General features: G+C 71.6%; 23 protein-coding genes and 2 pseudogenes. 12 read left to right on the top strand and 13 right to left on the bottom strand.

Annotation, left to right across the window (positions count from 1 at the left end):
- Nucleotides 1-6 precede the first annotated feature (6 nt).
- The gene (gene rplI / locus AB0E24_RS12605) at nt 7-453 is read left to right on the top strand and encodes a 50S ribosomal protein L9 (protein ID WP_069861187.1); all 447 of its coding nucleotides are present in this window, start codon (nt 7-9) and stop codon (nt 451-453) included.
- 254 nt (nt 454-707) lie between these two features.
- Here the strand turns inward: rplI and AB0E24_RS12600 are convergent, their stop codons facing one another.
- Nucleotides 708-2,048, bottom strand: a complete 1,341-nt coding sequence (locus AB0E24_RS12600) for an MATE family efflux transporter (RefSeq protein ID WP_099014318.1) — start codon at nt 2,046-2,048, stop codon at nt 708-710.
- 479 nt (nt 2,049-2,527) lie between these two features.
- Here AB0E24_RS12600 and dnaB point away from each other — a divergent pair, with 479 nt between their 5' ends.
- The gene (dnaB, locus tag AB0E24_RS12595; RefSeq protein ID WP_069861183.1) at nt 2,528-3,985 is read left to right on the top strand and encodes a replicative DNA helicase; all 1,458 of its coding nucleotides are present in this window, start codon (nt 2,528-2,530) and stop codon (nt 3,983-3,985) included.
- Nucleotides 3,986-4,095: 110 nt separating this feature from the next.
- Complete coding sequence (locus tag AB0E24_RS12590; protein WP_359376561.1) at nt 4,096-4,698, top strand: class I SAM-dependent methyltransferase; 603 nt, start codon at nt 4,096-4,098, stop codon at nt 4,696-4,698.
- Between the two features lie 17 nt (nt 4,699-4,715).
- Here AB0E24_RS12590 and def read toward each other — a convergent pair whose 3' ends face one another.
- The 3 genes from def to AB0E24_RS12575 form a co-directional block, all read right to left on the bottom strand.
- Nucleotides 4,716-5,354, bottom strand: coding sequence for a peptide deformylase (def, locus tag AB0E24_RS12585; RefSeq protein ID WP_347212716.1), 639 nt, complete (start codon nt 5,352-5,354; stop codon nt 4,716-4,718).
- A 115-nt stretch (nt 5,355-5,469) separates the two neighbouring features.
- Nucleotides 5,470-5,808, bottom strand: a complete 339-nt coding sequence (gene trxA, locus AB0E24_RS12580; RefSeq protein ID WP_069861177.1) for a thioredoxin — start codon at nt 5,806-5,808, stop codon at nt 5,470-5,472.
- Between the two features lie 126 nt (nt 5,809-5,934).
- Nucleotides 5,935-6,366: a MerR family transcriptional regulator gene (locus AB0E24_RS12575; protein WP_359376557.1), complete on the bottom strand. Its 432-nt coding sequence runs from the start codon at nt 6,364-6,366 to the stop codon at nt 5,935-5,937.
- A gap of 118 nt (nt 6,367-6,484) precedes the next feature.
- Between AB0E24_RS12575 and AB0E24_RS12570 the strand changes: the two genes are divergently transcribed.
- On the top strand, nt 6,485-7,873 hold the full coding sequence (locus tag AB0E24_RS12570) for a serine hydrolase domain-containing protein (RefSeq protein ID WP_359376554.1): 1,389 nt from the start codon (nt 6,485-6,487) through the stop codon (nt 7,871-7,873).
- 300 nt (nt 7,874-8,173) lie between these two features.
- Nucleotides 8,174-9,457: an SGNH/GDSL hydrolase family protein gene (locus AB0E24_RS12565; RefSeq protein WP_359376552.1), complete on the top strand. Its 1,284-nt coding sequence runs from the start codon at nt 8,174-8,176 to the stop codon at nt 9,455-9,457.
- 131 nt (nt 9,458-9,588) lie between these two features.
- On the opposite strand, the gene AB0E24_RS12560 is transcribed toward AB0E24_RS12565, so the two are convergent.
- The 3 genes from AB0E24_RS12560 to AB0E24_RS12550 all read right to left on the bottom strand — a co-directional run bounded on the left by AB0E24_RS12560 (nt 9,589) and on the right by AB0E24_RS12550 (nt 11,178).
- Nucleotides 9,589-10,044, bottom strand: coding sequence for a GNAT family N-acetyltransferase (locus tag AB0E24_RS12560; protein WP_359376550.1), 456 nt, complete (start codon nt 10,042-10,044; stop codon nt 9,589-9,591).
- Nucleotides 10,045-10,124: 80 nt separating this feature from the next.
- A complete protein-coding gene (locus AB0E24_RS12555; protein ID WP_069861167.1) occupies nt 10,125-10,604 on the bottom strand; it encodes a MarR family winged helix-turn-helix transcriptional regulator in 480 nt (159 codons plus the stop codon).
- 67 nt (nt 10,605-10,671) lie between these two features.
- A complete protein-coding gene (locus tag AB0E24_RS12550; protein ID WP_069861165.1) occupies nt 10,672-11,178 on the bottom strand; it encodes a DUF2269 domain-containing protein in 507 nt (168 codons plus the stop codon).
- Between the two features lie 227 nt (nt 11,179-11,405).
- On the opposite strand from AB0E24_RS12550, the gene AB0E24_RS12545 reads away from it, so the two are divergent.
- The 4 genes and pseudogenes from AB0E24_RS12545 (at nt 11,406) to AB0E24_RS12530 (ending at nt 16,184) form a co-directional block, all read left to right on the top strand.
- Entirely contained in the window at nt 11,406-12,038 is a 633-nt protein-coding gene (locus tag AB0E24_RS12545; RefSeq protein ID WP_069861163.1) for an HAD family hydrolase, read from the top strand.
- A 352-nt stretch (nt 12,039-12,390) separates the two neighbouring features.
- A complete protein-coding gene (locus AB0E24_RS12540; RefSeq protein WP_069861161.1) occupies nt 12,391-13,929 on the top strand; it encodes a globin domain-containing protein in 1,539 nt (512 codons plus the stop codon).
- A 185-nt stretch (nt 13,930-14,114) separates the two neighbouring features.
- Nucleotides 14,115-14,801, top strand: a pseudogene (locus AB0E24_RS12535) (pyridoxamine 5'-phosphate oxidase family protein); the annotation flags it as partial.
- A 1,227-nt stretch (nt 14,802-16,028) separates the two neighbouring features.
- On the top strand, nt 16,029-16,184 hold the full coding sequence (locus tag AB0E24_RS12530) for a hypothetical protein (RefSeq protein WP_162496072.1): 156 nt from the start codon (nt 16,029-16,031) through the stop codon (nt 16,182-16,184).
- A 175-nt stretch (nt 16,185-16,359) separates the two neighbouring features.
- Here the strand turns inward: AB0E24_RS12530 and AB0E24_RS12525 are convergent, their stop codons facing one another.
- The 5 genes and pseudogenes from AB0E24_RS12525 to AB0E24_RS12505 all read right to left on the bottom strand — a co-directional run bounded on the left by AB0E24_RS12525 (nt 16,360) and on the right by AB0E24_RS12505 (nt 20,293).
- Nucleotides 16,360-16,893 (bottom strand): NUDIX domain-containing protein, encoded by a 534-nt coding sequence (locus tag AB0E24_RS12525; protein ID WP_099017007.1) that lies wholly within the window; start codon nt 16,891-16,893, stop codon nt 16,360-16,362.
- A gap of 42 nt (nt 16,894-16,935) precedes the next feature.
- Nucleotides 16,936-17,832, bottom strand: coding sequence for a LysR family transcriptional regulator (locus AB0E24_RS12520; RefSeq protein WP_069861159.1), 897 nt, complete (start codon nt 17,830-17,832; stop codon nt 16,936-16,938).
- 215 nt (nt 17,833-18,047) lie between these two features.
- Nucleotides 18,048-19,211, bottom strand: a complete 1,164-nt coding sequence (locus tag AB0E24_RS12515) for a cystathionine gamma-lyase (protein ID WP_069861157.1) — start codon at nt 19,209-19,211, stop codon at nt 18,048-18,050.
- A 164-nt stretch (nt 19,212-19,375) separates the two neighbouring features.
- A pseudogene (locus AB0E24_RS12510) lies at nt 19,376-19,888 on the bottom strand (low molecular weight protein-tyrosine-phosphatase); the annotation flags it as partial.
- A 24-nt stretch (nt 19,889-19,912) separates the two neighbouring features.
- A complete protein-coding gene (locus AB0E24_RS12505; RefSeq protein WP_069861156.1) occupies nt 19,913-20,293 on the bottom strand; it encodes a phage holin family protein in 381 nt (126 codons plus the stop codon).
- Between the two features lie 66 nt (nt 20,294-20,359).
- Here AB0E24_RS12505 and AB0E24_RS12500 point away from each other — a divergent pair, with 66 nt between their 5' ends.
- From AB0E24_RS12500 to AB0E24_RS12490, 3 genes are all read left to right on the top strand, one after another.
- On the top strand, nt 20,360-20,677 hold the full coding sequence (locus tag AB0E24_RS12500; RefSeq protein ID WP_069861154.1) for a cupin domain-containing protein: 318 nt from the start codon (nt 20,360-20,362) through the stop codon (nt 20,675-20,677).
- Nucleotides 20,678-20,919: 242 nt separating this feature from the next.
- Nucleotides 20,920-21,114 carry a DUF5326 family protein gene (locus AB0E24_RS12495; RefSeq protein ID WP_020870014.1) on the top strand — a complete coding sequence of 65 codons (195 nt, stop codon included), beginning with the start codon at nt 20,920-20,922 and terminating at the stop codon, nt 21,112-21,114.
- Between the two features lie 444 nt (nt 21,115-21,558).
- Nucleotides 21,559-21,996, top strand: a complete 438-nt coding sequence (locus tag AB0E24_RS12490; RefSeq protein ID WP_044572700.1) for an SsgA family sporulation/cell division regulator — start codon at nt 21,559-21,561, stop codon at nt 21,994-21,996.
- Between the two features lie 279 nt (nt 21,997-22,275).
- Here AB0E24_RS12490 and AB0E24_RS12485 read toward each other — a convergent pair whose 3' ends face one another.
- A complete protein-coding gene (locus AB0E24_RS12485; RefSeq protein WP_283885774.1) occupies nt 22,276-23,718 on the bottom strand; it encodes a YibE/F family protein in 1,443 nt (480 codons plus the stop codon).
- Nucleotides 23,719-23,889 lie beyond the last annotated feature (171 nt).

Below are 23,889 nucleotides of genomic sequence, written 5' to 3'. Positions count from 1 at the left end.
CGAGTCATGAAGATCATCCTCACCCACGAGGTCTCCGGCCTCGGCACTGCCGGTGACGTCGTGGACGTCAAGGACGGTTACGCCCGTAACTACCTCGTTCCCCGTGGTCTGGCGATCCGCTGGACCAAGGGTGGCGAGAAGGACGTCGAGCAGATCCGCCGCGGTCGTCGCATCCGCGAGATCGCCACGATCGAGCAGGCCAATGAGGTCAAGGCTCGGCTCGAGGGCGTCAAGGTCCGGCTGAAGACCCGTGCCGGCGACGCCGGCCGGCTGTTCGGCTCCGTCACCCCGGCCGACATCGCTTCGGCGATCAAGGACGCGGGTGGCCCGGACGTGGACAAGCGCCGCATCGAGGTGCAGTCCCCGATCAAGACCCTGGGCGCGCACCAGGTCTCGGTCCGTCTGCACGCCGAGGTTGCCGCCAAGGTCGGCGTCGAGGTCATCGCCGCCTGACGACGACCGCGACGGTCGCCCTGGCCACCGTGCACCGGAGGGCCGCACCCTGTGGGGTGCGGCCCTCCGTCGTGCCGGGGGTCGCTGTGTCTTGGGCCGTTCTGACTGGACCGCGCTGTGCGCGGGACCGCTCCGTCGAGAGCGCTCTGTCCGGGGCCGTCGTGGGGCGTGGGCCGACCCGGCACCCCGGCACCGTGGGCCGGGTCGCATGGGCCTACCCGGCACCGTCGGCTGGCTCCGCGGGTCGGCCCGGCTCAGCTTCGTACCGCGCCGGTGACGATCCAGCGGCCGGAGCGGGTGCGCAGCCACAGGGTCGCCATTCGGACCGACATCATCAGCGCCATGGTGCACCACAGCGCGGTCAGTCCCCCGCCGAGCGATGGCACCAGCAGCGCCACCGGGGCGAAGACGACGAGGGTGACGATCATCGCCCGAGCCAGATACGGCCCGTCGCCCGCGCCCATCAGCACTCCGTCGAGGACGAAGACCACACCCGAGACCGGCTGGATGAGGGCCGTGACCAACAGGGCGGGCAGCAGGGCGTCCCGTACCGCGGTATCGGTGGTGAACAGGGGGATGAACAGCGGCCGGGAGACGACCACCAGCAGGCCCAGCGCCACGCCCGAGGCGATGCCCCAGTGCACCATGCGGCGGCAGGCGACCCGAGCTCCCTCCTCGTCGCCCGCGCCCAGATAGCGTCCGATGATCGCCTGGCCCGCGATGGCGATGGCGTCCAGGGCGAACGCCAGCAGGCTCCATAGGGTGAGCACGATCTGATGGGCGGCGATATCGGTGTCGCCGAGGCGGGCCGCCACGGCCGTCGCGATCAGCATCACGGCGCGCAGCGAGAGCGTACGGATCAGCAGCGGTGCCCCGGCGTGGGCGCAGGCCCTGATCCCCGCGGCATCGGGCCGCAGGGAGGTGCCATGGCGCCGGGCGCCCCGGATGACCACGACGAGGTAGACGGCGGCCATGGCGTTCTGGGCGATCACCGTGCCCCAGGCCGAACCCGCGATGCCCAGCCCGGCTCCATAGACCAGGGTGGCGTTCAGCGCGGCATTGGCCCCGAAGCCGCCGATGGCGACATAGAGCGGAGTGCGGGTGTCCTGGAGGCCGCGCAGCACACCGGTGGCGGCGAGCACCACCAGCATCGCGGGGATGCCGAGGGTGCTGATCCGTAGATAGGTGATGGCGTGGGGCGCGGCGGTGTGCGAGGCGCCGAAGAGATCGACGAGGGCGGGGGCGGTGGGAAGGGCGACGGCGATGACGGCGGCACCGAGCAGCAGGGCCAGCCAGATGCCGTCCATGCCCTGCCGGATCGCCCCGGCGAGGTCACCCGCGCCGACGCGACGGGCCACCGCCGCGGTGGTGGCGTAGGCGAGGAAGACAAAGATGTTGACGGCGGTGGCGAGCAGGGCCGCGGCGACGCCCAGCCCGGCCAGTTGGGCGGTGCCCAGATGGCCGACCACGGCGCTGTCGACCATGACGAAGAGGGGTTCCGCCACGAGTGCGCCGAAGGCGGGAAGCGCGAGTGCGATGATCTCGCGGTCGTGGTGGCGCAGGGCGCTCCGCGCGCTCGTGGGGGCCTGTGTCATGAGGGCAATGTAATCGTCCACAGGTAAGAGACACAAGCTGCTGCTGGTCCTTACAAGGCGGCGCGCGGGACGATCTTCTCTGCGCCCTTTGTCGTGATCTTGCGCTGGGGGCGGAAGTTTTTCTTCTACACAGCCCCTGGATAGAGAAACCGCAGGTCAGGCTTGGACTCTCGGGGTGATTGTGTGTTTGTCCACAGCACTGTCCCCCGACCCGTGCACAGGTTCACGCGACTTACCCACAGGAAGGATCCCATCATCCACATGCCCTGTGGATAACCAAGTTGGCTGGCGGTCCCGACGGGCCTAACGTGGTCCGGCGCCCGCCACTCGATCCGGCCCTGGGAACCCCCAGACTCCGATGCGCCGTGTCCGGAAAGCCGGCCGCTCAGTTGTGTCATAGCCGTGCCGTAAGAAGGACGGGCACGGCGAGGTTCGCTACGCGGACGGGAGGAGGTGGCGGGGTGAGCGTTCCCGAGCCCATGGACGACCCATGGGTGGACTCCGGCCCGTCCGACCGGTTCCCGTCCCCCCGCTTCCGCCGCGGTGACGGAGGCGGCGGCCGGGGCCGCGACGACCGCGACGGAGGGGGCGGCTCCCCCTGGGAGGGCTCCGGCTTCGAGCGCGTTCCGCCGCAGGACCTCGACGCCGAGCAGTCCGTCCTCGGCGGCATGCTGCTCTCCAAGGACGCCATCGCCGATGTGGTGGAGGTCCTCAAGGGCAATGACTTCTACCGGCCCGCCCATGAGACCGTCTACCAGGCCATCCTGGATCTCTACGCCAAGGGCGAGCCGGCCGACCCGATCACCGTCGCCGCCGAGCTGACCAAGCGCGGTGAGATCGCCCGGGTGGGCGGCGCCTCCTATCTCCACACCCTCGTCCAGTCGGTCCCCACCGCCGCCAACGCCGAGTACTACGCGGAGATCGTCCATGAGCGCGCCGTGCTGCGCCGCCTGGTCGAGGCGGGCACCCGCATCACCCAGATGGGATACGCGGCGGACGGAGACGTCGACGAGATCGTCAACAGCGCCCAGGCGGAGATCTACGCCGTCACCGAGCAGCGCACCAGCGAGGACTATCTGCCGCTCGGCGACATCATGGAGGGCGCGCTCGACGAGATCGAGGCGATCGGCTCGCGCAGCGGGCAGATGTCCGGGGTGCCCACCGGCTTCACCGACCTGGACTCCCTGACGAACGGGCTGCACCCGGGCCAGATGGTCGTCATCGCCGCCCGCCCCGCGATGGGTAAGTCCACCCTGGCCCTCGACTTCGCACGCGCCTGCTCGATCAAGCACAACATGCCGAGCGTGATCTTCTCCCTGGAGATGGGCCGCAACGAGATCGCGATGCGTCTGCTCTCCGCCGAGGCGCGGGTGGCGCTGCACCATATGCGCTCGGGCAGCATGACCGACGAGGACTGGACCCGGCTGGCCCGGCGGATGCCGGACGTCTCCCAGGCCCCGCTCTACATCGACGACTCCCCGAACCTGTCGATGATGGAGATCCGCGCCAAGTGCCGTCGGCTCAAGCAGCGCAACGATCTACAGCTGGTCGTCATCGACTACCTCCAGCTGATGCAGTCCGGCGGCGCCCGGCGCCCCGAGAGCCGTCAGCAGGAGGTCTCGGACATGTCGCGAAACCTGAAGCTGCTGGCCAAGGAGCTGGAAGTGCCGGTCATCGCGCTCTCCCAGCTCAACCGTGGCCCCGAGCAGCGCACGGACAAGAAGCCGATGGTCTCGGACCTCCGAGAGAGTGGCTCCATCGAGCAGGACGCGGACATGGTCATCCTGCTCCACCGCGAGGACGCCTATGAGAAGGAGTCGCCGCGCGCGGGTGAGGCGGATCTGATCGTGGCCAAGCACCGTAACGGTCCGACGGCCACGATCACGGTCGCCTTCCAGGGCCACTACTCCCGCTTCGTGGACATGGCCCAGACCTGACGCGGACGCGCGGGGTCGCAACATGTGTGCCGCCGTTCGCCGCGCACCCCTTTTGCCGTTTGCGCAAAGAACTTTGTCGGCTCGTCATGGGCGGGGGCAGGGTGGTGCGCATGGACACGCAGTTCTGGGACGACATGTATCGCAGCCGTGAGCAGCTCTTCAGCGGCTCGCCCAATGGGGTGCTCGTCACCGAGGTCACCGACCTGCCGCCGGGGCAGGCGCTCGACGTGGGTTGCGGTGAGGGCGCCGACGCACTCTGGCTGGCCCGGCGCGGCTGGCAGGTCACCGCGGTGGACATCTCCCGGATCGCCGTGGAACGCGCCGCCGCGGCGGCCACGGACATCGAGGGCCGGGTGGCGTGGACACGCGCCGATCTCGCCAGTACACCGCCCCCGGCCGCGGCGTTCGACCTGGTGTCCGCCCAGTACTTCCCGCTCAAACGGCAGCCGGACCACAGCGTGCTGCGCGGTCTGCTGGACGCCGTCGCACCCGGTGGCACCCTGCTCTTCGCCACCCATGCCCTCGCCGATCTCACCCCGGACCAGGAGCGGGACTTCAACCCCGGCGACTACTACCAGCCCGACGACATCGCCGGGCTCCTGGACGACAGCTGGACCGTACTGGTCAACGAAACCCGCCCGCGCACCGCTGCCGCCCCCGCCGGCACCCACCACACCCGCGACACCGTCCTGCGGGCGCGACGCCTGCGATAGCCGCTGGGGGAGGCGGGTCAGGGCTGTAGCTGGTGCCCCAGGTCCGCCGCCTTCTCCGCGCGTCGGGCGAGGACCTCCTCATGGAGGTCCGCCATCTGCCGCAGCGCGTCCTTACGGTCGCGCTTGGAGAGCCGGTCGATGTAGAGATGCCCCGAGAGATGGTCGGCCTCGTGCTGGAGACACCGGGCGAAGTAGCCGGTGCCCTCGATCACCAGCGGGTTGCCGTCCTTGTCGACGCCGCGGACCACGGTGCGGTCGGTGCGCGGCACGTCCATCCGCGCGCCCGGTACGGACAGACAGCCCTCGGCCTCCTCGATGAGCAGCCGGTCGGCCGGGGCGGGCTGGTCCAGGACGGGGTTGATGATGTGGCCGATATGCCGTACGCCGTGGTCGTCCGGGCAGTCGTAGACGAACAGCCGCAGATCGACGTCGACCTGATTGGCGGCCAGCCCGGCGCCTTCGGCGATGTACATGGTGAGGAACATGTCGTCGATGAGGGCGTTCAGCTCCGGTGTGCCGAACTCGGTGACCTCCCGGCAGGGGCGGCGGAGCACCTCCTCACCGACCTCGGTGATCCGTCGCGGTGAACCGCGCTCGGCCTCGGGCGGCAGCGCCGGATAGGAGTCGACGGGTTTCCCCTGCACCTGGACGCGCACCGCTGACCTCACCTTTTCCGCCCCCACTGATAGCCGCCCCACAGATGGCCGCCCCCGCTGATGGTCTTGTCCGGACAACGTAGCAGGGGCGGTTCGGCCGCGGTCGTGGCACGCGTCAGATCGCGTCGGCGAGCTCCTCCAGCAGCCGCCGCTTGCTACGGGCCCCGACCAGCGACCGCACCGGCTCGCCCGCCCGGAACAGCATCAGCGTCGGCATCGACAGCACCCCGTACGCGGTGGTGGTGGAGGGGTTCTCGTCCACGTCCAGGGACACCACCTTCAGCCGGTGGCCCTCCTCCTGCGCGATCTCCGCCAGCACCGGCGCGATCATCCGGCACGGCGGGCACCACGAGGCGGTGAACTTCACCAGCACCGGCAGCTCGGCCGCCAGCACCTCCTCGGCGAAGGTGGCGTCCGTGACCGTGGCCACTCCCCCGGTGTGTGTCAGCGACATCTCATCTCCCCTTCGGAGTCCTTGTTGCGGAGTTCATGCTTCGAGGTCGTTGCTTCGAAGCCGACGTCTCGGAGTCGTTGCTTCGAAGTCGTCGTTTCGGAGTCGTCTGTGGTGACGGAAAAGGGCTCACGGTCCGGGCGGCGTCAGCTCGCAGCGCGGCTCCGGGGCCCCTTCGGGAGCCGTCGCCGCGGCCTCCAGCCGCGCGCGGGCCCGCTCCGCCTGGTCGAGCTGTGTTCCGACCCGCTCCCGGATGGCGCTCAGCCGGCCGATGCACTCGTCCAGCTCGGCCAGCTTGCGCCGGTAGACCTCAAGCGAGGCGGGGCAGGAGTCACCGGCCGGATGGCCGGAGCGCAGGCATTCGACGAACGGACGCGTCTCCTCCAGCTCGAAGCCGAAGTTCCGCAGCGTGCGGATCTGCTGGAGCAGCCGCAGGTCGTCCTCGTCGTACGACCGGTAACCGTTGCCGGTGCGGCGCGCGGGCAGCAGCCCGAGCGACTCGTAATAGCGCAGGGTGCGGGTGGTGGTACCCGCCCGTTCGGCCAGCTCTCCGATCCGCATGTGCCGACGGTAGACCTTGACCCCGACGTCAAGGCCAGACCGCCGTGCGCTCCCGGGCGCCTCCCCTGCTGTGGACGACCCACTGACCGATGTCGGACCTCGGCCGTACAGTGCCGACATGACCACACCCGACGTGGATGAGTTCGCCGAGCCGCTCCCCGCCACGCGCCGTGCCCTGCTGCGGCGCCTCGCCCTCGGCCAGGTTCAGGGCCGTGCCCCGTCCCTGATGGGGGCCGTGGTGCGGGAGGGGCGGCTGGTGTGGACGGGTTCGCGCAGCAGTGTGGAGGGAGCCGACCCGGACGCCGACACCCAGTACCGCATCGGCTCCCTGACCAAGACCTTCGTGGCGGTGCTGGTGCTGCGGCTGCGCGACGAGGGGCTGCTGGACCTCGGCGATCCGCTGGCCAAGCATCTGGACGTGCCGGAGGCCGCGGGCGCGACCGTGGCCCAGCTCCTCTCCCACACCTCGGGTCTCGCCGCGGAGGCCCGCGGCCCGTGGTGGGAGCGCACGTCCGGGGCGCTGCGGCCCGAGACGGCCGATATCTTCGGCGAGCGCCCGCTGATCCACCCCGCGGGCCGCCGCCACCACTACTCCAACCCCGGTTTCGCGCTGCTCGGGGCGCTGGTCGAGCGGCTGCGCGGAGCGCCCTGGGGCGAGGTGCTCGCCCATGAGGTGCTGGAGCCGCTGGGGATGGGGCGTACGTCGCTGGAGCCGCGGGCCCCGCACGCCGGGGGATGGGCCGTGCACCCCTGGGCCGATGTGCTGCTGCCCGAACCGGCCGAGGACACCGGGCGGATGGGCCCTGCCGGGCAGCTCTGGTCGACCGTGGGGGACCTGGCCCGCTTCGCCGCCTTCCTGCTGGACGGGGACGAGCGGGTGCTCGGCGCGGAGACGCTCGCCGAGATGCGGCAGCCCGCCGTCGCCCCCGAGGAGGGGGACTGGGACGGTGGTTACGGCCTGGGGACACAGCTCGTCCGCCACGGCGGGCGGTTCCTCTACGGCCACACCGGCTCCATGCCCGGCTTCCTGGCCTCGCTGTGGGTGAGCGCCGAGGACCGGCTGGCCGGGATCGCGCTGACCAACACCACCTCAGGGCCCGCGATCGGCGCCATCGCCGCCGATCTCATACGGATCGTGGCCGAGCGCGAGCCCCGTATCCCCGAGCCCTGGCGGCCGCTGACCGAGGCCGACCCGACGCTGCTCGCGCTGACCGGCCCTTGGTACTGGGGTCCGCGCGCCCACCATCTGCGGTTGCGCGCGGACCGTGGACTGGAGCTGTCCCCGGCCGTCGGGGGAGGCCGGGCCTCCCGCTTCAGGGCCGAGCAGGACGGCACCTGGACGGGGCTAGACGGCTATTACGCGGGGGAGACGCTGCGGGTGGTCGAGGGGGAGGGCGGCGCCCCCGCCCATCTGGACCTGGGCACCTTCGTATTCACCCGGGAGCCCTACGCCCCGGGTGACGCGGTGCCGGGCGGGGTCGACCCGGGGGGCTGGCGGCCGCTCTGAGGGCGCGGGGCAGGGCGTCGTGATCGTCCGACGGCCGTGGGGTCCGGCGGCCGTAGCCTGACCCCACGAGTGGTACGCACGGCCGGGGGCTGGGTCGGCGGTGCGGTGAGCGGCAGGTTGGTCTCCGGTACTCCCGAAGGCCCCGTACCGCGGTACATGGGAACACGCCGGTACGCCGGTGGTCACGTTGCTCGGTACGCCGGTACGCCGGTACGCAGGTACGCCGCGCTTGCGCGCTCATGTACCTCCGCACGGGAGTGCCTGGTCCGCCCTTGTCCCGCCCTCCCCAGGAGCCCTGCCGTGCGCTTGTCCACGCTTCGCCTCAGCGCCTCCCTGCTCGCTCTCACCACCGTCATCGCCGCCTCCGGGACGGCCACCGCCCGGCCCGGGGGCCCGGCGGCCGGCCGCGACCGGCCGGGGACCGTCTGGGTGGCCGGATGGGCCGCCCCCGTCCAGCGCCCCAGCTCGGGCTTCGAGCAGAACTGGGCCGAGAGCGGCTTCGCCGAGCGCACCGCCCAGACCCTGCGTCAGGTCGTCCGGGTCACCGGCGGCGGCACGGCCGCCCGGATCAGGCTGTCGAACCGCTATGGCACCGCGCCGCTGCGGATCGCGGGCGCGACCATCGCCCGTACCGCGCACGGCGCCGCCGTCCACGGCGCGAGTCTGCGCGCGCTGACCTTCGGGCACCGGCGGTCGGTGGAGATCCCGGCGGGCGGGGAGACGGTGAGCGACGGGGCCCCGCTGCGCGTGGCGCCCCGTCAGCCGGTCACGGTCACGCTGTACTTCGACCGTCCGACCGGCGCCGCCACCTTCCACGCCCAGGCGTACGCCCGCAGCTACCGCGCGGACGGCGATCACCGCGCCGACCGCACCGGGACGGCCTTCGCCGAGACCACCCACTCCTGGTACTACCTCTCCGATGTCGAGGTCACCGGCGGCCCGCGCCGACCGGGCACGGTGGTGGCCTTCGGCGACTCGATCACCGACGGCTTCGGCTCGACCTACGACGCCGACCACCGCTGGCCGGATCTGCTGGCCGAGCGGCTCGCGGCCGCGGGCACCCCGCGCCCCGTCCTCAACTCCGGGATCGGCGGCAATCTGCTGCTGCACGACTCGGCCTGGTACGGGGACCGGGCGGGCGCCCGCTTCCGGCGCGATGTGCTGGACAAGCCGGGCGTACGGTCGGTGATCCTGCTCGAAGGGCTCAACGACATCGGCTTCAGCGAGGTCGATCTGCCCACCTACAAGCCCAATCCGCAGGTGTCGGCCGAGGAGGTGATCGCCGGTTACCGGGAGCTGATCGCCCTGGCTCACGCCCGCGGTATCAAGGTCATCGGCGGCACGATCCTCCCGTTCAAGGGCGCCGAGTACCACACCGCGCGCTCCGAGGCGAAGCGTGCCGCGATCAACGAGTGGATCCGCACCTCGGGCGCCTTCGACGCGGTCGTCGACTTCGCGAAGGTCATGGCCGCGCCGTCCGATCCGCTGCGGCTGGACCCGGCGTACGACTCGGGCGACTTCAAGCACCCGAACGACGCGGGCTACCGGCGGATGGCCGACGCCATCGACCTCGCGACGCTATGAGGCCCGCCGCTGAGCTGGTGAGGGCAGGTCGGCCCGGGCCGGGGCAGGCAGGCCAGACGGGACGATCTTGGCCAGGTCAGGCCAGGTCAGGCCAGGTCAGGCCAGGTCAGGCTGGGTCAGGCCAGGCCAGGTCAGATCAGCGGCAGCTTGAAGCCGACGTGGCTGGCCTCGAAGCCCAGCCGCTCATAGAAGCGATGCGCGTCGATACGGGTCGCGTCCGAGGTGAGCTGCACCAGCGCACACCCCTCGCGGCGCGACTCCTCGACGGCCCATTCGATCAGCTGGGTGCCGAGCCCGCCGCCGCGCTCCTCGGAGTGGATCCGGACGCCCTCGACGATCGAGCGCGTGGCGCCGCGCCGCGACAGCCCGGGGATCACGGTCAGCTGGAGGGTGCCGACGGTGCGGCCGTCCCGGACCGCGACGACCAGCCGCTGCTGGGGGTCCCGGTCCAGCCGTTCGAAGGCGGCGCGGTACGGGGCCGGGTCGTCCGGGGACTCGCGGCGGGCGCCGAGCGGGTCGTCGGCGAGCATGGCCACGATCGCCGGGATGTCATCGGCGGTCGCGCGCCGTATCTCGATGTCGCTCATGCGGTGAGCCTACGCGGGGCCCCGTGAGCCCCGGACGGCGGCGACAGGACGGGGCGGGCGCCCATTTTGGCCGACGGCGGTCAGCAGGCGGTGCCGGTCAGCCCCTCGACGGCGGCGACGAGCGGCGCCAGCTCCGGCCGCCGGGCGGCGTCGGCGAGGGCCTCGCGCAGCGCGGCGTCATGTGTCGGCCGCGCCTCCTCCAGGAGCTTGAGCCCATCGGCGCTGACGTTGGTGTAGATGCCGCGGCGGTCGCTGGGGCAGATGTAGCGGGAGAGCAGACCGCGGTCCTCCAGCCGGGTGACCAGCCGGGTCGTGGCGCTCTGGCTGAGCACGACGGAGTCGGCGAGCTGCTTCATCTGAAGATGTCCGCCGTCGCCGTCGTGCTGCCCGCTGAGCACATTGAGCACGGAGAATTCGCGGACGCTCAGATCGTGCCCGGCTTGCAGCGCACGCTCGATATGCGTCTCTATCCGGCCGTGCAGCGAGGACAGGGCGCACCAGCCCTGGGCGAGGGCCTGCCCCGCGGGCGGGGCGACGGCGCCGTGCGGCTCTTCCGGCATGGAACCCCTCCTTGGTGGGTGAGCGGATTCCAGGATAGTCCAGAGATGAAAAAGACCGCGTATGCAATTATCGGCGCTTTGTCGCCCGCAGCCGCCGCCCCCGGGCGGTGAGCCCCCAGGGCTTGATCACCGAGATCGCCGTGAGAAAGGTATAGATGCCCAGGCTGACCGACGGCGCCAGGATCAGGTCCGTGGTCGCCCCGACCGACCGCCCGGCCACCACATCGGCCATCGCGGCGTCGATGCGGGCACGCAGGGCGAACGCCGTGGCGGCGGTGGTGATCAGTGTCAGCCAGAACTTCACATACACCCACCGATGGCGCGCCAGCCCCCAGGGCGTCCCCAGCGACAGCACGATTCCGCTGGCCAGCGACAGCAGGCTGATCGGAATCAGCAGCCAGTCGCCCAGGACGTTCATGGACCGGTACGCGGCCCCGGCCTCTTCGGCCGAGTCGGCGACGGCGCCGGTGATCCCCAGGGCCAGCAGCCCGAGGGTCAGCCCGAGCCATCCGACGGAGACGACGACATGTACGACGAGGAGGCCCCGGCGCACGGGGCGGGTGAGCTGCTGCATGCCCCCACCGTGGCGGCGGCGCGGCCCCCGCGGCGTCTGACGCCGGGAGTATCCGCGGGTACTCCCGGCGGCGGGCGATGGCGCGGGGCGACGGCGCGGGTGCGGAGTGGGCGCCGGTTCCGGTTCCGGCTCTGATTCCGGCTCCGGCTCTGGTTCTGGCTTTGGCGCGGGTCCTGGTGCCGGGCCGGGTCGGCGGGGCCCGGGTGGCTGCATCTACGCTCGGTTGAATGACCAGACTGCATCTGTTCGACCTGGACGGGACGCTCATACACGGCTCCGCCGCCGCGATCGAGATCTCCCGGCAGCTCGGTCTGGAGCGGGAGATCGCCGCGCTGGAGCGGGCTTTCGCGGGCGGGGAGCTGACGACGGCCCAGTTCGCGGAGCGGGCCTGTGCCCTGTGGGAGGAGCTGACGGAGGACCATGTGGCGGCGGCGTTCGAGGGGGCGCCGTGGCTGGAGGGGATCCGTGAGGTGTGGGCGGACATCCGGTCGCGGGGCGAGCGCTGTGCGGTGATTTCGCTCTCGCCGGGCTTCTTCGTGTCGCGGCTGCTGGAGTGGGGCGTGGACGCCACCTACGGGTCGGCCTGGCCCTCCGTGCCGTTCCGGGAGCCGGTGGATCCGGCGGGGATCCTGACCCCGGCCGCGAAGGTCCGGATCGCCGATGAACTCTGTGCGAAGTTCGGGCTGACCAGGGATCACTGCGTTGCCTACGGGGATTCCCTCTCGGACGCCGAACTGTTCACGGTGGTCCCGGTCTCGGTCGCCGTGAACGCCGATCACCATGTGAGCGAAATCGCATCGCACGCCTATACCGGCCGTGATCTCCGAGGCGCTTACGAATTGATGGGTAACCACACGTAACTATCGGTAATTACCCGAGTTGGTGGGTGTAACAGATGCGGTGCACTTGGGGCTTGTGAATTCATCCCGGGCCGGTAGGGTCGGGTCCGGTTCCGTGCGGCAGACTGTAACGGGGTCAGAACGGGCATCCCAGGCCAATCAGCATAACGGGAACGCAGCCCCCGTTCCCCAGACTTCGGGCCTATGCGCCCGGGGCGGGGAGGGAGCGTGGCATGCTGCCCGGAAGAGAGTTACGGAGAGGGTCGGCACGACCATTCTCACTTGAACCAGTGCACCAGGACGGGGAATTGCGGGCACATTCCGGCAGCGGAAGTGCGAAGACCGACAGAAAGATGTTCGAGGCGAGGCAACCATGGACGCTCCGACCACCACATCGTCGGCCGGCAGTGACGGCTCCGGCGGAAACAGTGGCGACTGGGGCTGGTTCACCCCGAGCAGGAGACCGCCCGAGGACCAGAGGGCCCCGGACCAGCAGAGCGATGAGCGCGCGCCCAGCCGCCCGGTGAACCCGATACGGCCGGTCGGCACCGAAGCCGACCGCCGTACGCCCGCGGCCCCCGCACCCGGCCCGGGGGCAGGCGACCGCCGCGGCGACAACCGCCGCACGGGTGGCCCCGCGAACACCGGCCCTGCGAACACCGGTCCCGCGCCCACCGGCCGCGCCGCCACCGGGCGCGAGGAGCATCAGCGCCCCGATGAGGCGGCCCCGGCCCCGCAGGATGTCCGGCCCGGCCCCGACTCGCCGTTCGTCGCCCCCGAGACCGCCTCGCCCGACGCGATCCTGCTGCGCCGCACCATGGCCGAGGTCGAGCCCATCAGCGACAAGGTCACCTCGTACTTCTACGCGCTGCTCTTCGTCCAGCACCCCGAGCTGCGGCCGCTCTTCCCCGCCGCCATGGACGCCCAGCGCGACCGGCTGTTCAAGGCGATCCTCACCGCCGCCCGGCTGATCGACGACCCCGACATCCTCACCGACTTCCTCTCCCGGCTCGGCCGTGGCCACCGTAAGTACGGCACCCAGCCCGAGCACTACCCCGCCGTCGGCGAGTGCTTGATCGGCGCGCTCACCCGCTATGCGGTCACCACCTGGAACGACGAGGCCGAGGCCGCCTGGGTGCGTGCCTACACCGCGATCTCCCAGATCATGATCGACGCGTCCGCCGAGGACGAGCTGATCGCTCCCGCGTGGTGGCAGGCCGAGGTGGTCGAGCACGAGTCGCGCACCCATGACATCGCCGTGATCACCGTCCGCCCGGACCAGCCGTACCCCTTTCTCGCGGGCCAGTACACCTCACTGGAAACCCCCTGGTGGCCCCGGGTGTGGCGGCACTATTCGTTCGCCTCGGCGCCGCGCACCGACGGGTTGCTCTCCTTCCATGTGAAGGCCGTCCCGGCCGGATGGGTGTCCTCCGCGCTGGTGCACCGGGCCCGCCCCGGCGATGTGATCCGACTCGGGCCCCCCGCCGGTTCCATGACGGTCGACCACGCCAGCGACAACGGGCTGCTCTGCCTCGGCGGCGGCACCGGTATCGCGCCGATCAAGGCGCTGGTCGAGGACGTCGCCGACCACGGCCGCCACCGTCCGGTCGAGGTCTTCTACGGCGCCCGCAACGATCACGATCTGTACGACATCGACACGATGCTGCGGCTGGCGCAGAGGCACCCGTGGCTCGCCGTCCGCCCCGTCGTCTCCGACGGCCCTACCAACGGCCTCAGCGGCCGGCTGCCCGACGCCGTGCGGCAGTACGGCCCGTGGAACGCGTTCGACGCGTATCTCTCCGGGCCGCCCGGGATGATCCGCAGCGGTGTCGACGCCCTGGTGGGCGTCGGCATTCCGTCCCACCGCATCCGGCACGACTCCATCGAGGAGCTCGCCGCGGCCGCGGAGTAGGACGCGGACGGCACACGGCCAAACACCGGTATCAGGCAGGCATTCCGGCGATCCGGACGGCGCATCAGACGGCAGACGCAGACGGCGAAGCAGGGACGGGGACGAGAACCGTGGACAGTGCGGAGCACCTGGACGACCGCGCGTGGCGTCCGGGGAGCGACGGAGAACACCAGCTACAGCGGCGACTGGGCACGGTCGACCGCGCCGACCGCTTCTACGACGATCAGGTGCTGGACCACCTCAACGTCCGGATGCGGGAGTTCATCGACCGCCAGGAAATGTTCTTCCTGGCCACCTCCGACCGGCACGGGGAGTGCGACAGCACCTTCCGCGCCGGGCCGCCCGGCTTTCTGCGGGTGCTCGACGCGCGCACGCTGGCCTACCCCGAATACCGGGGGAACGGCGTCCTGGCCAGCCTCGGCAATATCCAGGAGAACCCTCACCTCGGCATTCTCATGGTCGACTTCTTCCGGGACCGGATCGGGCTGCATGTGAACGGCCGGGCCCGGGTGGTGGAGGACGCCGAGATGCGCGAGACACACCCCGGGCTGCCGGTGGACCCGGTGCCGGGGCGGCGCGCGGTGGTGTGGGTCGAGGTGACCATCGAAGAGGCGTACATCCACTGCGCCAAGCACATCCCGCACCTCCAGAAGGTCCCGCCGCAGCGGCGCACCGCGGGAGGCGACGCCCGGCGCCGCGGACTCACCGGTGACCAGGCCCTCGAACACGACCGGGAGCGGGACTGGGGGACGGACGACGTCAAGCGGAAGGGCGGCGACTTCTTCGGCGCGGCCGCGGAGGCCCGAGAGGGCCGCCGGACCCCGCCCGGGCCGCCCGCTCCGCCTTCGCCTCCTGCTCCGCCTTCGCGCCCTGCTCCGCCTTCGCGCCCTGCTCCGCCTGTTTCCTCGCAGCCGCCTGCTTCGCCTGTTCCACCGGCCATGCCTGCCCCGCGGGCCCCACTGGCCTCCCGGCCGGTGGACTTGCCGGGTGGCCAGGCTGCCCCGGATGGGCAGGCCACGCAGGCCGTCCCGGGCCTTCAGGGCCCGGCGGACTCCGGCCTGAAGACCCCGGGCGTCCCTGGCCCTCAGACGCCTTCGGCAGCCCCGGGAGTCCCAGCCGCCCCGGCGCTCTCTGACGCACAGACCCATTCAGCGGCCTCGGCCTTCTCGGGTTCTCAGGGTCCGGCAGCCCCTGCCGCGCCGGTTGCCCCTGGCCCTCATGAGACCTCTCCGGTCGCCTCGGCCTTCCCGGGCTCTGAGGCGTCGGCTGTGCCAGCTGTCCCGGCCGTGTCGGGTTCCCAGGGCCCGGCGGTCCCGGCCGCGCCGGCTGTCCTTGGGGTTCAGGCTTCTCCTGCGGCCTCGGCCTTCTCGAGCTCTGAGGCGTCGATCCCAGTCGTCCCGGCCGTGTCGGGTTCCCAGGACCCGGCGATCCCGGCCGCGCGAGCTGTCCCGGGGGCTCAGACTTCTCCGGCGGCTCCGGCCGTCTCGCGCTCTGAGTCGTCGGCTGTGCCAGCCGTCCCGGCCGTGTCGGGTCCTCAGGGCCCGGCGGTACCGGCAGCTCCAGCTGTCGCAGGCGCTCCGGGCCTGGTCGTCCAGGGTCCGCAGACTCTTTCGGTGCCGCCCGCCGCCTTGCGGGCCGAACCGGCTGTCCTGGTCGGTCCAGGTCCGCAGGCCCTGGCCACGTCGGCAGCCCCCACCGCCCTGGTCGTCCCGGGCCCTCAGAGCCTGGCGACCCCGGCGGCCGCGGACCCCGAGGCCCCAACTACCGCGGCTTCCTCAGTCGCCCCCGGCACTGAGGCCCCCGCCGCCCAGCCCGTCCCGGCGGTCCCGGGCCCTGAGGCCGCGGCCATCCCGACCGCACCGGCCGTCTCGGACCCTGGGACCGCGGCGATCCCAGCCGCTCCAGGACCTGAGGCCGTAGCCGTCTCAACCGCCCCAGCCGTTCCAGGCCCCGCGGCCTTGGCCGGTCCGCCTGCCCCGGCCGCCCCGGGCCCCGAGGCCGTAGCCATCCCGGCCGCCCCGCGCGCCCCCGGCCCCCAGACCCCTCCGGCCGCACAGGCCGGATCCGTCGAGGCGACTCGGCGGGGGCCGGAGCCGACCGTGTCGCGTGCCGATCTCAGCCCGGCCATCCGTCCGCCGGTCCGCCCCGAGGTGGGACCCGAGTCCTGGCGCGAGGAGGCCGAGCGGGTGCTGGCCGAGGCGCGTCAGCGGGCGGCCCGGAAGACCCAGCAGCCGTTCAGCGGCTGGTTCCGCTAGGCCAGTCCCCGCCGGATCCAGTCACCACTGGATCCTGTCACCGCCGGATCCTGTCACCACCAGATCCTGTCACCGCCGAGCCCTGCCCGCGCGGGGCCCGCTTCCCCGGTCCCGCCCGCCCCCGGACCCTGCCCCGCCGGGGCCTGTCGCGGGAAGATCTGCCGGGCAGCGGCGCCTAGCCGAGGTCGTCCGCGAGCAGGGCCAGCACGCCCTCGATGTTGGCGTCGAGGTAGGCCCGTAGCGAGGGCGGCACCACCCCGACCGAGGCGATCCCCTCGCGGGTGAACGGGACTCTCACCACGTCGTACTCCCCGCACGGCTCGTCCACCTCCGGGCCGTGCCGCCGGGAGAGGTCCATCGAGGCGAGTCGGCAGACGAAGAAGTGCTGCACCTTCACACCGACCGCACCCTCGGCGCACTCAGCGCTCTCGGTGCCGTCCGCCCCCGCCGGGCCCTCGGCGGTGTGCGGGACGGTGTCGACGAAGGCGGGCACCACATCGGTCACCTTCGCGCCCAGTTCCTCGTCCACCTCGCGGTGCAGGGCCTCGACGACGGTCGCGTCCTCGGGCTCCATCCCACCGCCCGGAGTGATCCAGTACGGCGCCTCGCCGGGCTTGGTGCGCTTGATCAGAATCATCCGGGGGGCGGCGGTGTCGCCCTCGAGGAGAATGGCGCGGGCTGTGCGTTTGACCACGGGTCGTTCGGTCATGCAGGACATCTGCCGCACCGTTCGCCCCGCGAAACCACTTACTCACCAATCGACAGCCGCACGCAGAAGCCACTCGTGCGCCCGCGCGATATGCGGAAGCGCGAGTGCCCCCGTCCGCACCACCAGGAAATAGGTGCGCAGCGGCGGTACGGGCGGGTTGAGCAGCGCCACGACCTGCCCGGTGTCCAGGGCGTCCATGCACAGATAGCGCGGCAGGACGCCGAGCCCGGCGCCCTCCGCGACGCAGGCGAGCACCGCGCGCAGATCGGGCGCGATGATCGTGCCGGCGGTGACGGGCCGGGCGTCGAAGACGGTCGACCAATAGCGGGTGACCAGCGGCAGGCTCTCGTGCACCTCGACGACGGGCAGCGCCTCCAGCGCGCTCACCCCCTTGATCTGGAGCACCGCTGGACCGCCGAGCCTGGCGGCCCAGCGCGGGGCCGCGACCAGCACATGCTCCTCGTCGCACAGCGGGGTGGCGGCCAGCAGTCGGCCCCGTGGCCGGGCGGTGGCGATGGCCAGGTCGTAGTGGCCGGCGCTCAGCCCCTCGAAGAGCTCCTCGGCACTGCCGAAGGCGCAGCGCACCGCCAGCCCCTGGGCGACGAGGGCGGTCAGCGCGGGCAGGGCGCGCAGCGCGGTGAACTCGGGCGGGCCCGCGAGATGCAGGGTGCGCAGGGCCGAGCGGCTGTCCAGACCCGTCTCGGCGATCTCCACCAGGGCGTCGAGATGTGGCGCGGTCTTGTGGGCGAGTTCGTCCCCGACGGTGGTGGGGACGACGCCGCGCGCCGTACGGAGGAAGAGGGGGCGGCCGAGCTGCCGCTCCAGGGTGCGTATCTGGCCGGTGACGGCGGGCTGGGAGAGCCCGAGCAGCCCGGCGGCGCGGGTGAAGGACCCGGCGCGGTGAACCGCGACAAAGGTGCGTAAGAGGGCCAGATCCATGCGGTTCCCCTCGCCTCGTCGAGCCCCGAACGCATGCCAACTATAAATATGCCGATAGGTCCATGTCGCTACTGTGATTGGACACTGACGCTGAGTCAACTAGCCTTGTTCGAGCGGTTCTCCACGAGAGGATCCGGGGCGTCTCAAGCCACGAGGGGGGAGGCTTGAGACGCCCGTTCAGACGTACCCGCCCGCTTTCAGCCACCCGTGGCGGGTCAGCCACCCGCCGCGGCGGGCGCCGTGTCGGACGCGGCGGCGGACGCCGCGTCGAGCGCCCGCAGCACATCGGCGATCAGATCGTCCGGGTCCTCCGCGCCCACCGAGAACCGGATGAAGCCCTCGGCCACCGCGTCGCCGCCCCACCGTCCGCGCCGCTCCGCCGTGGAGCGCACCCCGCCGAAGCTGGTGGCGTCGTCCACCAGCCGCAGCGCGGCCAGGAAGCGGTCCGCACGCTCCTTGTCCGGCAGGGTGAAGGAGACCACACAGCCGAAGCGCCCGCCGCGCATCTGCCCGGCCGCGACCTGGTGGGCGGGGTCGGTCGGCAGCCCGGGGTGGCGCAGCCCGGTGATCTCGGGGCGGTCGCGCAGCGCCTCGGCGAGGGCCAGCGCGGTCGCCGCCTGGCGGTCGACGCGCAGCTGGAGGGTGGCCAGCGAGCGGTGGGCGAGCCATGCCTCCATGGGGCCCGGGATCGCGCCGACCGTCTTGCGCCAGGCCCGCACCTCCGCGGCGAGCCGCGGATCGCGGCAGGTCACATAGCCGAGCAGCACATCACCATGGCCGGTGAGCGCCTTCGTGCCGCTCGCCACGGCGAAGTCCGCGCCGAGCTCCAGCGGGCGCTGGCCGAGCGGGGTGGCGAGGGTGTTGTCGACGGCCACCAGTGCGCCCCGGGCGTGCGCCGCCTCGGCGAGCCGGCGGATATCGCAGACATCCAGTCCGGGATTGGACGGAGTTTCCAGCCACAGCAGCTTCGTCCGGTCGTCCAGGGCGGTCAGCTGGGCGTCCTCGCCGGTCGGGGCGGTGCGTACCGTGACCCCGTAGCCCGCCAGCCGCTCGACCAGCGCCGGGAGCAGCTGATAGCCGTCGGACGGCAGGACGGCCGCGTCGCCCTGGCGCAGCTGGGACAGCAGCACGGCCGATATCGCGCCCATCCCGGAGGAGAAGACGACCGTCTCGGCGTCGGTGCCCGGTGACTCCAGCTCGCTGATCGCCCGCTCCAGCAGGGACCAGGTGGGGTTGCCGTCCCGGCCGTAGGTGTAGGGGCCGACGGCGTCGCCGGGCAGGTGGTAGTGGGCGGCAAAGACCGGGCCCGGCAGGGTCGGCGCGTACGCCTCGGCCTCGGGCAGTCCGGCCCGTACGGTGCGGGTGCCGTCACCGGTCATGCGGGCTCCTTTCCCGCGCCGGGGCCATCGGCGGCCGACGCGCTCTCCATACTCCCGGCGCGCTCGGCGCCGCTCCCGGCGGCCTTCGCCGCGATCCGCCGCTCGGACTCATCGGCGGGGATCCGCCCCGCGGACTCGTCGGCGGCCCGCTCCGTGGCGTCCATGGCCGCTATGGCGTCTACGGCCTCGGAGACCGCCTCCAGCAGCCCGCCGCCCGCCGCCTCGATCATCTCCAGGCACTCCTCGAAGTCGTCCGGACCCCCGAAGTAGGGGTCCGGCACATCGAGGCCGCCCAGCGCGTCCTGGTCCGCGTCCGGGTCGTAGCTCCGCAGCAGCCGCACCTTGGCGGCGTCGTGCGGGGTCGGCGCGAGCGCGCGCAGCTCATGCAGATGGCCGCTGTCCAGGGCGATCACCAGATCGAGGCGATCGAACCACTCGGCACGGAACTGGCGCGCGATGTGATCCTGCTCATAGCCATGGGCGGTGAGCGCGTCGATGGCGCGGCGATCGGCCCCGTCGCCCTCGTGCCAGGGCCCGGTGCCCGCGCTGTCCACCTCGACGCGGCCGTCCAGACCGGCCTCCACGGCATGGGCGCGGAAGACGGATTCGGCCATCGGCGAGCGGCAAATGTTGCCGGTGCAGACAAAGCAGACACGGTAGGGCGACGGGTCTCTCATGCTTCCCATCATCCCCGGCGGCGATCAGTCATCGTCATCGGGCAGCACGACATGCAGGGCCCACGCGACTATGGAGACGATCAGGCCGCCGAGCACCGCGGTGCCGAAGCCGTCGACGTGGAAGCTGAGATCCAGCTTTCCGGCCAGCCAGGAGGTCAACAGCAGCATCAGGGCGTTGATCACCAGCGTGATCAGGCCGAGGGTCAGGATGAACAACGGAAATGCCAGGAGCTTGACGATCGGTTTGACCACCACGTTCACCACGCCGAAGACCAGGGCGACGAGAATGAGGGTGAGCGCCTGGCGGCCGGTGTTCTCACCGGTGAGCGTGATGTCCTTGAGCAGCCAGATGGCGACGCCGAGGGCGCCGGCGTTCGCGATCGTCTTGACGAGAAAATTCTTCATGGCTGAGATCGTCGCAGACGGGCCCCGCGATGGGCAGGGGCACCTTGAGCAGGGGTGGAGAGACGAATGAAGGCGTTCCGGCTGGATGAGCTGGAGGCGGAGCGGGCCGCGAACAACGGCGCGTATCTACAGTTTCTGCGGGAGCGGAACATGTCCGTGGGGCTGTACGCGCTGGACGCGGGCCAGCCCGACCCACAGTCGCCGCACGGCCAGGACGAGGTGTACGTCGTGATGAGCGGCCGGGCGTCGGTCACGGTGGGAATGGAGACGACGCAGGTGGCGCGGGGCAGTGTGGTGTACGTCCCGGCGGGCGCGGCGCACAAGTTCCACCACATCACCGAGGACCTGAGGGTGCTGGTGGTGTTCTCGCCCCCGGAGGGCTGATGCCGGTGCCGCCCCGGGGCTGATGCAGCCGGGGAGCTGATACCGCGGGAGAGCCGATTCCGCGGCCGGGCCCGTCCACCGTGGAGCCGATGTGCGGTGGGCCGGTCCCGTAGGGGTCCGGTCAGGGGAGGACGGGGGGCGCGGGGCGCCCGCGCGCTTCCGTCCCGCCCTAGCATCGATGGCAGGGAAAACCGGCCGTCGGCGTCCGGACCCAACGGCTCGGAGAGAAAGCAGGGAGTTACGTGACCACGAAGGGGATATTCCAGGGTCTGCCATGGTGGGTGACCTGGATCGCGATACCGGTCCTCGTCCTCGCCGTGTTCGGCGGTCTGATCATGAGCGTGATCGGGTTCGTGGTGAGCCTCGTCTTCAAGGCGCTGCTGCTGGTGGTGCTGATCGCCGGGCTGATCTATGTGGTGAGGAAGTTCACCTCCTGACCCGCCGCCCCGCGGCGCCCGCCGTGGCCCGCGGCGCCTGCGTGTCGCCCAGGGCCTGACGCGTCCCCGCAGGCCCTGACGCCCCCCGCGGCGCGTGGATACGCCGCGCGAGGGATACCGCCGGGGCGGGAGCACCGCCCCGCGCCACCCCTGCCGTTAAAGTGCGAGTCCTCGGCGTTCTTCCTCTCGGCGTCTGCCTCGCAACAACACCCCGGGGGTGCCTGTTGACGACAGCGATCTTCGATACGGCCGGTGCGCCGGCCCCGATCTCCCGCCCACCGGACCCGCCTCGTCCGCGCCGTCCGGCCCCGCGGGTTTCCTCACGGCAACACTGGCCATTTTCGTTCCCTCACACGAGGCAAACCGACTCCGCACCGCAATCGAGTCGCTACGCTCCAGAGTCGGCGAAGCGCAAACAACCCGGGGCGGCGAACGATGCGTGAGATGCGTGACACGGTTCAGGCGGAAGTGACGATGACCTTCCTGGTCTCGCAGGATCTCTCCTTCCGGATCCCGGTCGAGCTGTCCTACGACAGCGGCGACCCCTACGCCGTCGAGATCACCTTCCATTTGCCCGGCGATGCGCCAGTGAGCTGGGCCTTCGCACGGGAGCTGCTGTTGGACGGGTTGAGCAAACCCACCGGCGAGGGGGATGTGCGCATCGCCCCCGCCTCCCCCGAGGGGCTTTCGGACGTCTTCATCAGACTCCAAGTGGGCTGTGAACGTGCCCTGTTCCGGGCCGGGGCCGCTCCTCTGGTGGCCTTCCTCGACCGGACGGACCGGGTGGTGCCTTTCGGCCAGGAGCCGGCGGCCTGCGATCCGGTCGGCGATCTCGACGCCGAACTCCACCGCATCCTGGCCGAGGACCGATACGCGGGCTGAGAGCCGGGTGCGCGCGGCGGGCCGGGGGCCGGTGCCGCGCCTTGACCGAGCCGCCGCGGGTGCGGCGTGCCATGCCCATCGGCTCAGCGTGCCAGCCCGTCGGCCAGCCTGCCACGCCCGTTGTCTGGGCGGTCTTCACCCGCCGGCTCGGCGGTCCTCGCCCGTTGTCTGGGCGGTCTTCGCCCGGCGGCTCGGCGCGCCTGCGCCCACAGGCCCAGCGGTCTCGTCCGTCGCCTCGGCAGGTCTTGTCCGCTGCCTCGGCAGGTCGCGACCGTCCTCTCAGCGCGTCTTCGCCCGGCGCCGCCGCCCGCGTCCGCCCCGTCCGCTCCGGGCTCCCTGAACGCCCTGCGCGCCGCCCGCGCCGCCCGCGTCGGCCCCCGGCCGCACGCCGCCGTCCGCCACCGGGGCGCGGTCCGCGGAGACCACGAGCACGGCCAGCGCCGTGGTCACCGGCACCGACGCGACGAGCCCGATGCTGCCCACCAGCGTCCGTACGATCTCCTCCGCGACGATCTCGCTGGTGGCGACCGCGCCCACCCCGCTGTCCGCGATGGAGAACAGCAGCAGCAGCGGAAGCGACGCGCCCGCGTACGCCAGCACCAGGGTGTTCACGACGGAGGCGATGTGATCCCGCCCGATCCGCATCGCCGCGCCGTAGAGCTTGCGCCGGGACACGGTCGGGTCCGCGTCCCGCAGCTCCCACACCGCCGAGGTCTGGGTGACCGTCACATCGTCCAGCACGCCCAGCGAGCCGATGATCACGCCCGCGAGCAGCAGCCCCTTTATCTCGATGTTCGGATAGAGGCCGTGCACCAGCCCGGTCTGGTCGTCCGTATTGCCGGTCAGGCTCGCCCAGCCGATGAACAGCGAGCCGAGCACCCCGATCAGCAGCAGTGACACCAGGGTGCCGAGTACGGCGACCGATGTTCTGGCCGTCAGTCCATGGCACATATAGAGCGCGAGGAGCATGATCGCGCTGCCCCCGACGACCGCGACCACCAGCGGATTGGAACCCTGGAGTATCGCCGGGAGGATGAACAGCGTCAGCACCCCGAAGCTGATCGCCAGGGCCACCAGCGCGAACACCCCGCGCAGCCGCCCCACCGCCACGACGGCCAGCGCGAACAGCCCCGCCAGCAGCGCCATCGGCATCGAACGGTCGACGTCGGACACGGAGTACTGGAGCTCCTTGGGCGCCTTGGGCGCGTACGCGAGCTTCAGCTCCTGGCCCGCGCTGAAGTGACGCGAGGCGTTGGGCTGGACGATTTCAGGGAAAGTGCGGCCTTTGTCCTTCCCCGAGGTGACCTCGATGGTGGCCTTCTCGCAGACGCTCTTCTTCGTGCTCTGCCCAGGGGCACCGTTCTGTGCGGCGCTGTCCTGGCCGGGCTCGGTGGGCGCCTGCGGCTGGGCGTTGACATCGGCGCAGTTCACCTCCTCGACCTTCACCACTCGTCCGGCGACGGTCTCCTGGTCGAAGCCCAGACCGCTGCGGCCGTGCGCCTTGTGGTCGGGCGTGCCGCCCGGCCAGAGCGCGATCAGACCGGCGACGACGGCCACCGCGAAGGGAATGAGCACCGCCGCGATGATCTTGCGGAGGCGGGTGGAGACGGGTGCGGCGGGGCCATGGCCATGGGAGTGGCCATGGGGAGGGCCGTGGCCCTGCGCATGATCGGAGGGGTGGTGGGGCTGCTCGGGCGGGTGGTCCTGCTGGATGGCGGTCACGGTCGCATCATCGCAAGAGACGTGGGCCCTCTGTTCAGCGCTGTGGATAAACCGTTAGCGTGGTGACGAACCTTTGCAATCGCGGGAGCTCGGAGCACCGGGCTGAGAGGGCGCTGACGCTGAAGCTGCGCCGACCGCTGAACCTGTTACCGGGTAATGCCGGCGTAGGGA

The sequence above is a fragment of the Streptomyces malaysiensis subsp. malaysiensis genome (genome assembly GCF_040653035.1).
In the GTDB taxonomy this organism is placed as follows: Bacteria; Actinomycetota; Actinomycetes; order Streptomycetales; family Streptomycetaceae; genus Streptomyces; species Streptomyces malaysiensis.
This window is presented reverse-complemented; position numbering and strand designations above follow the sequence as displayed.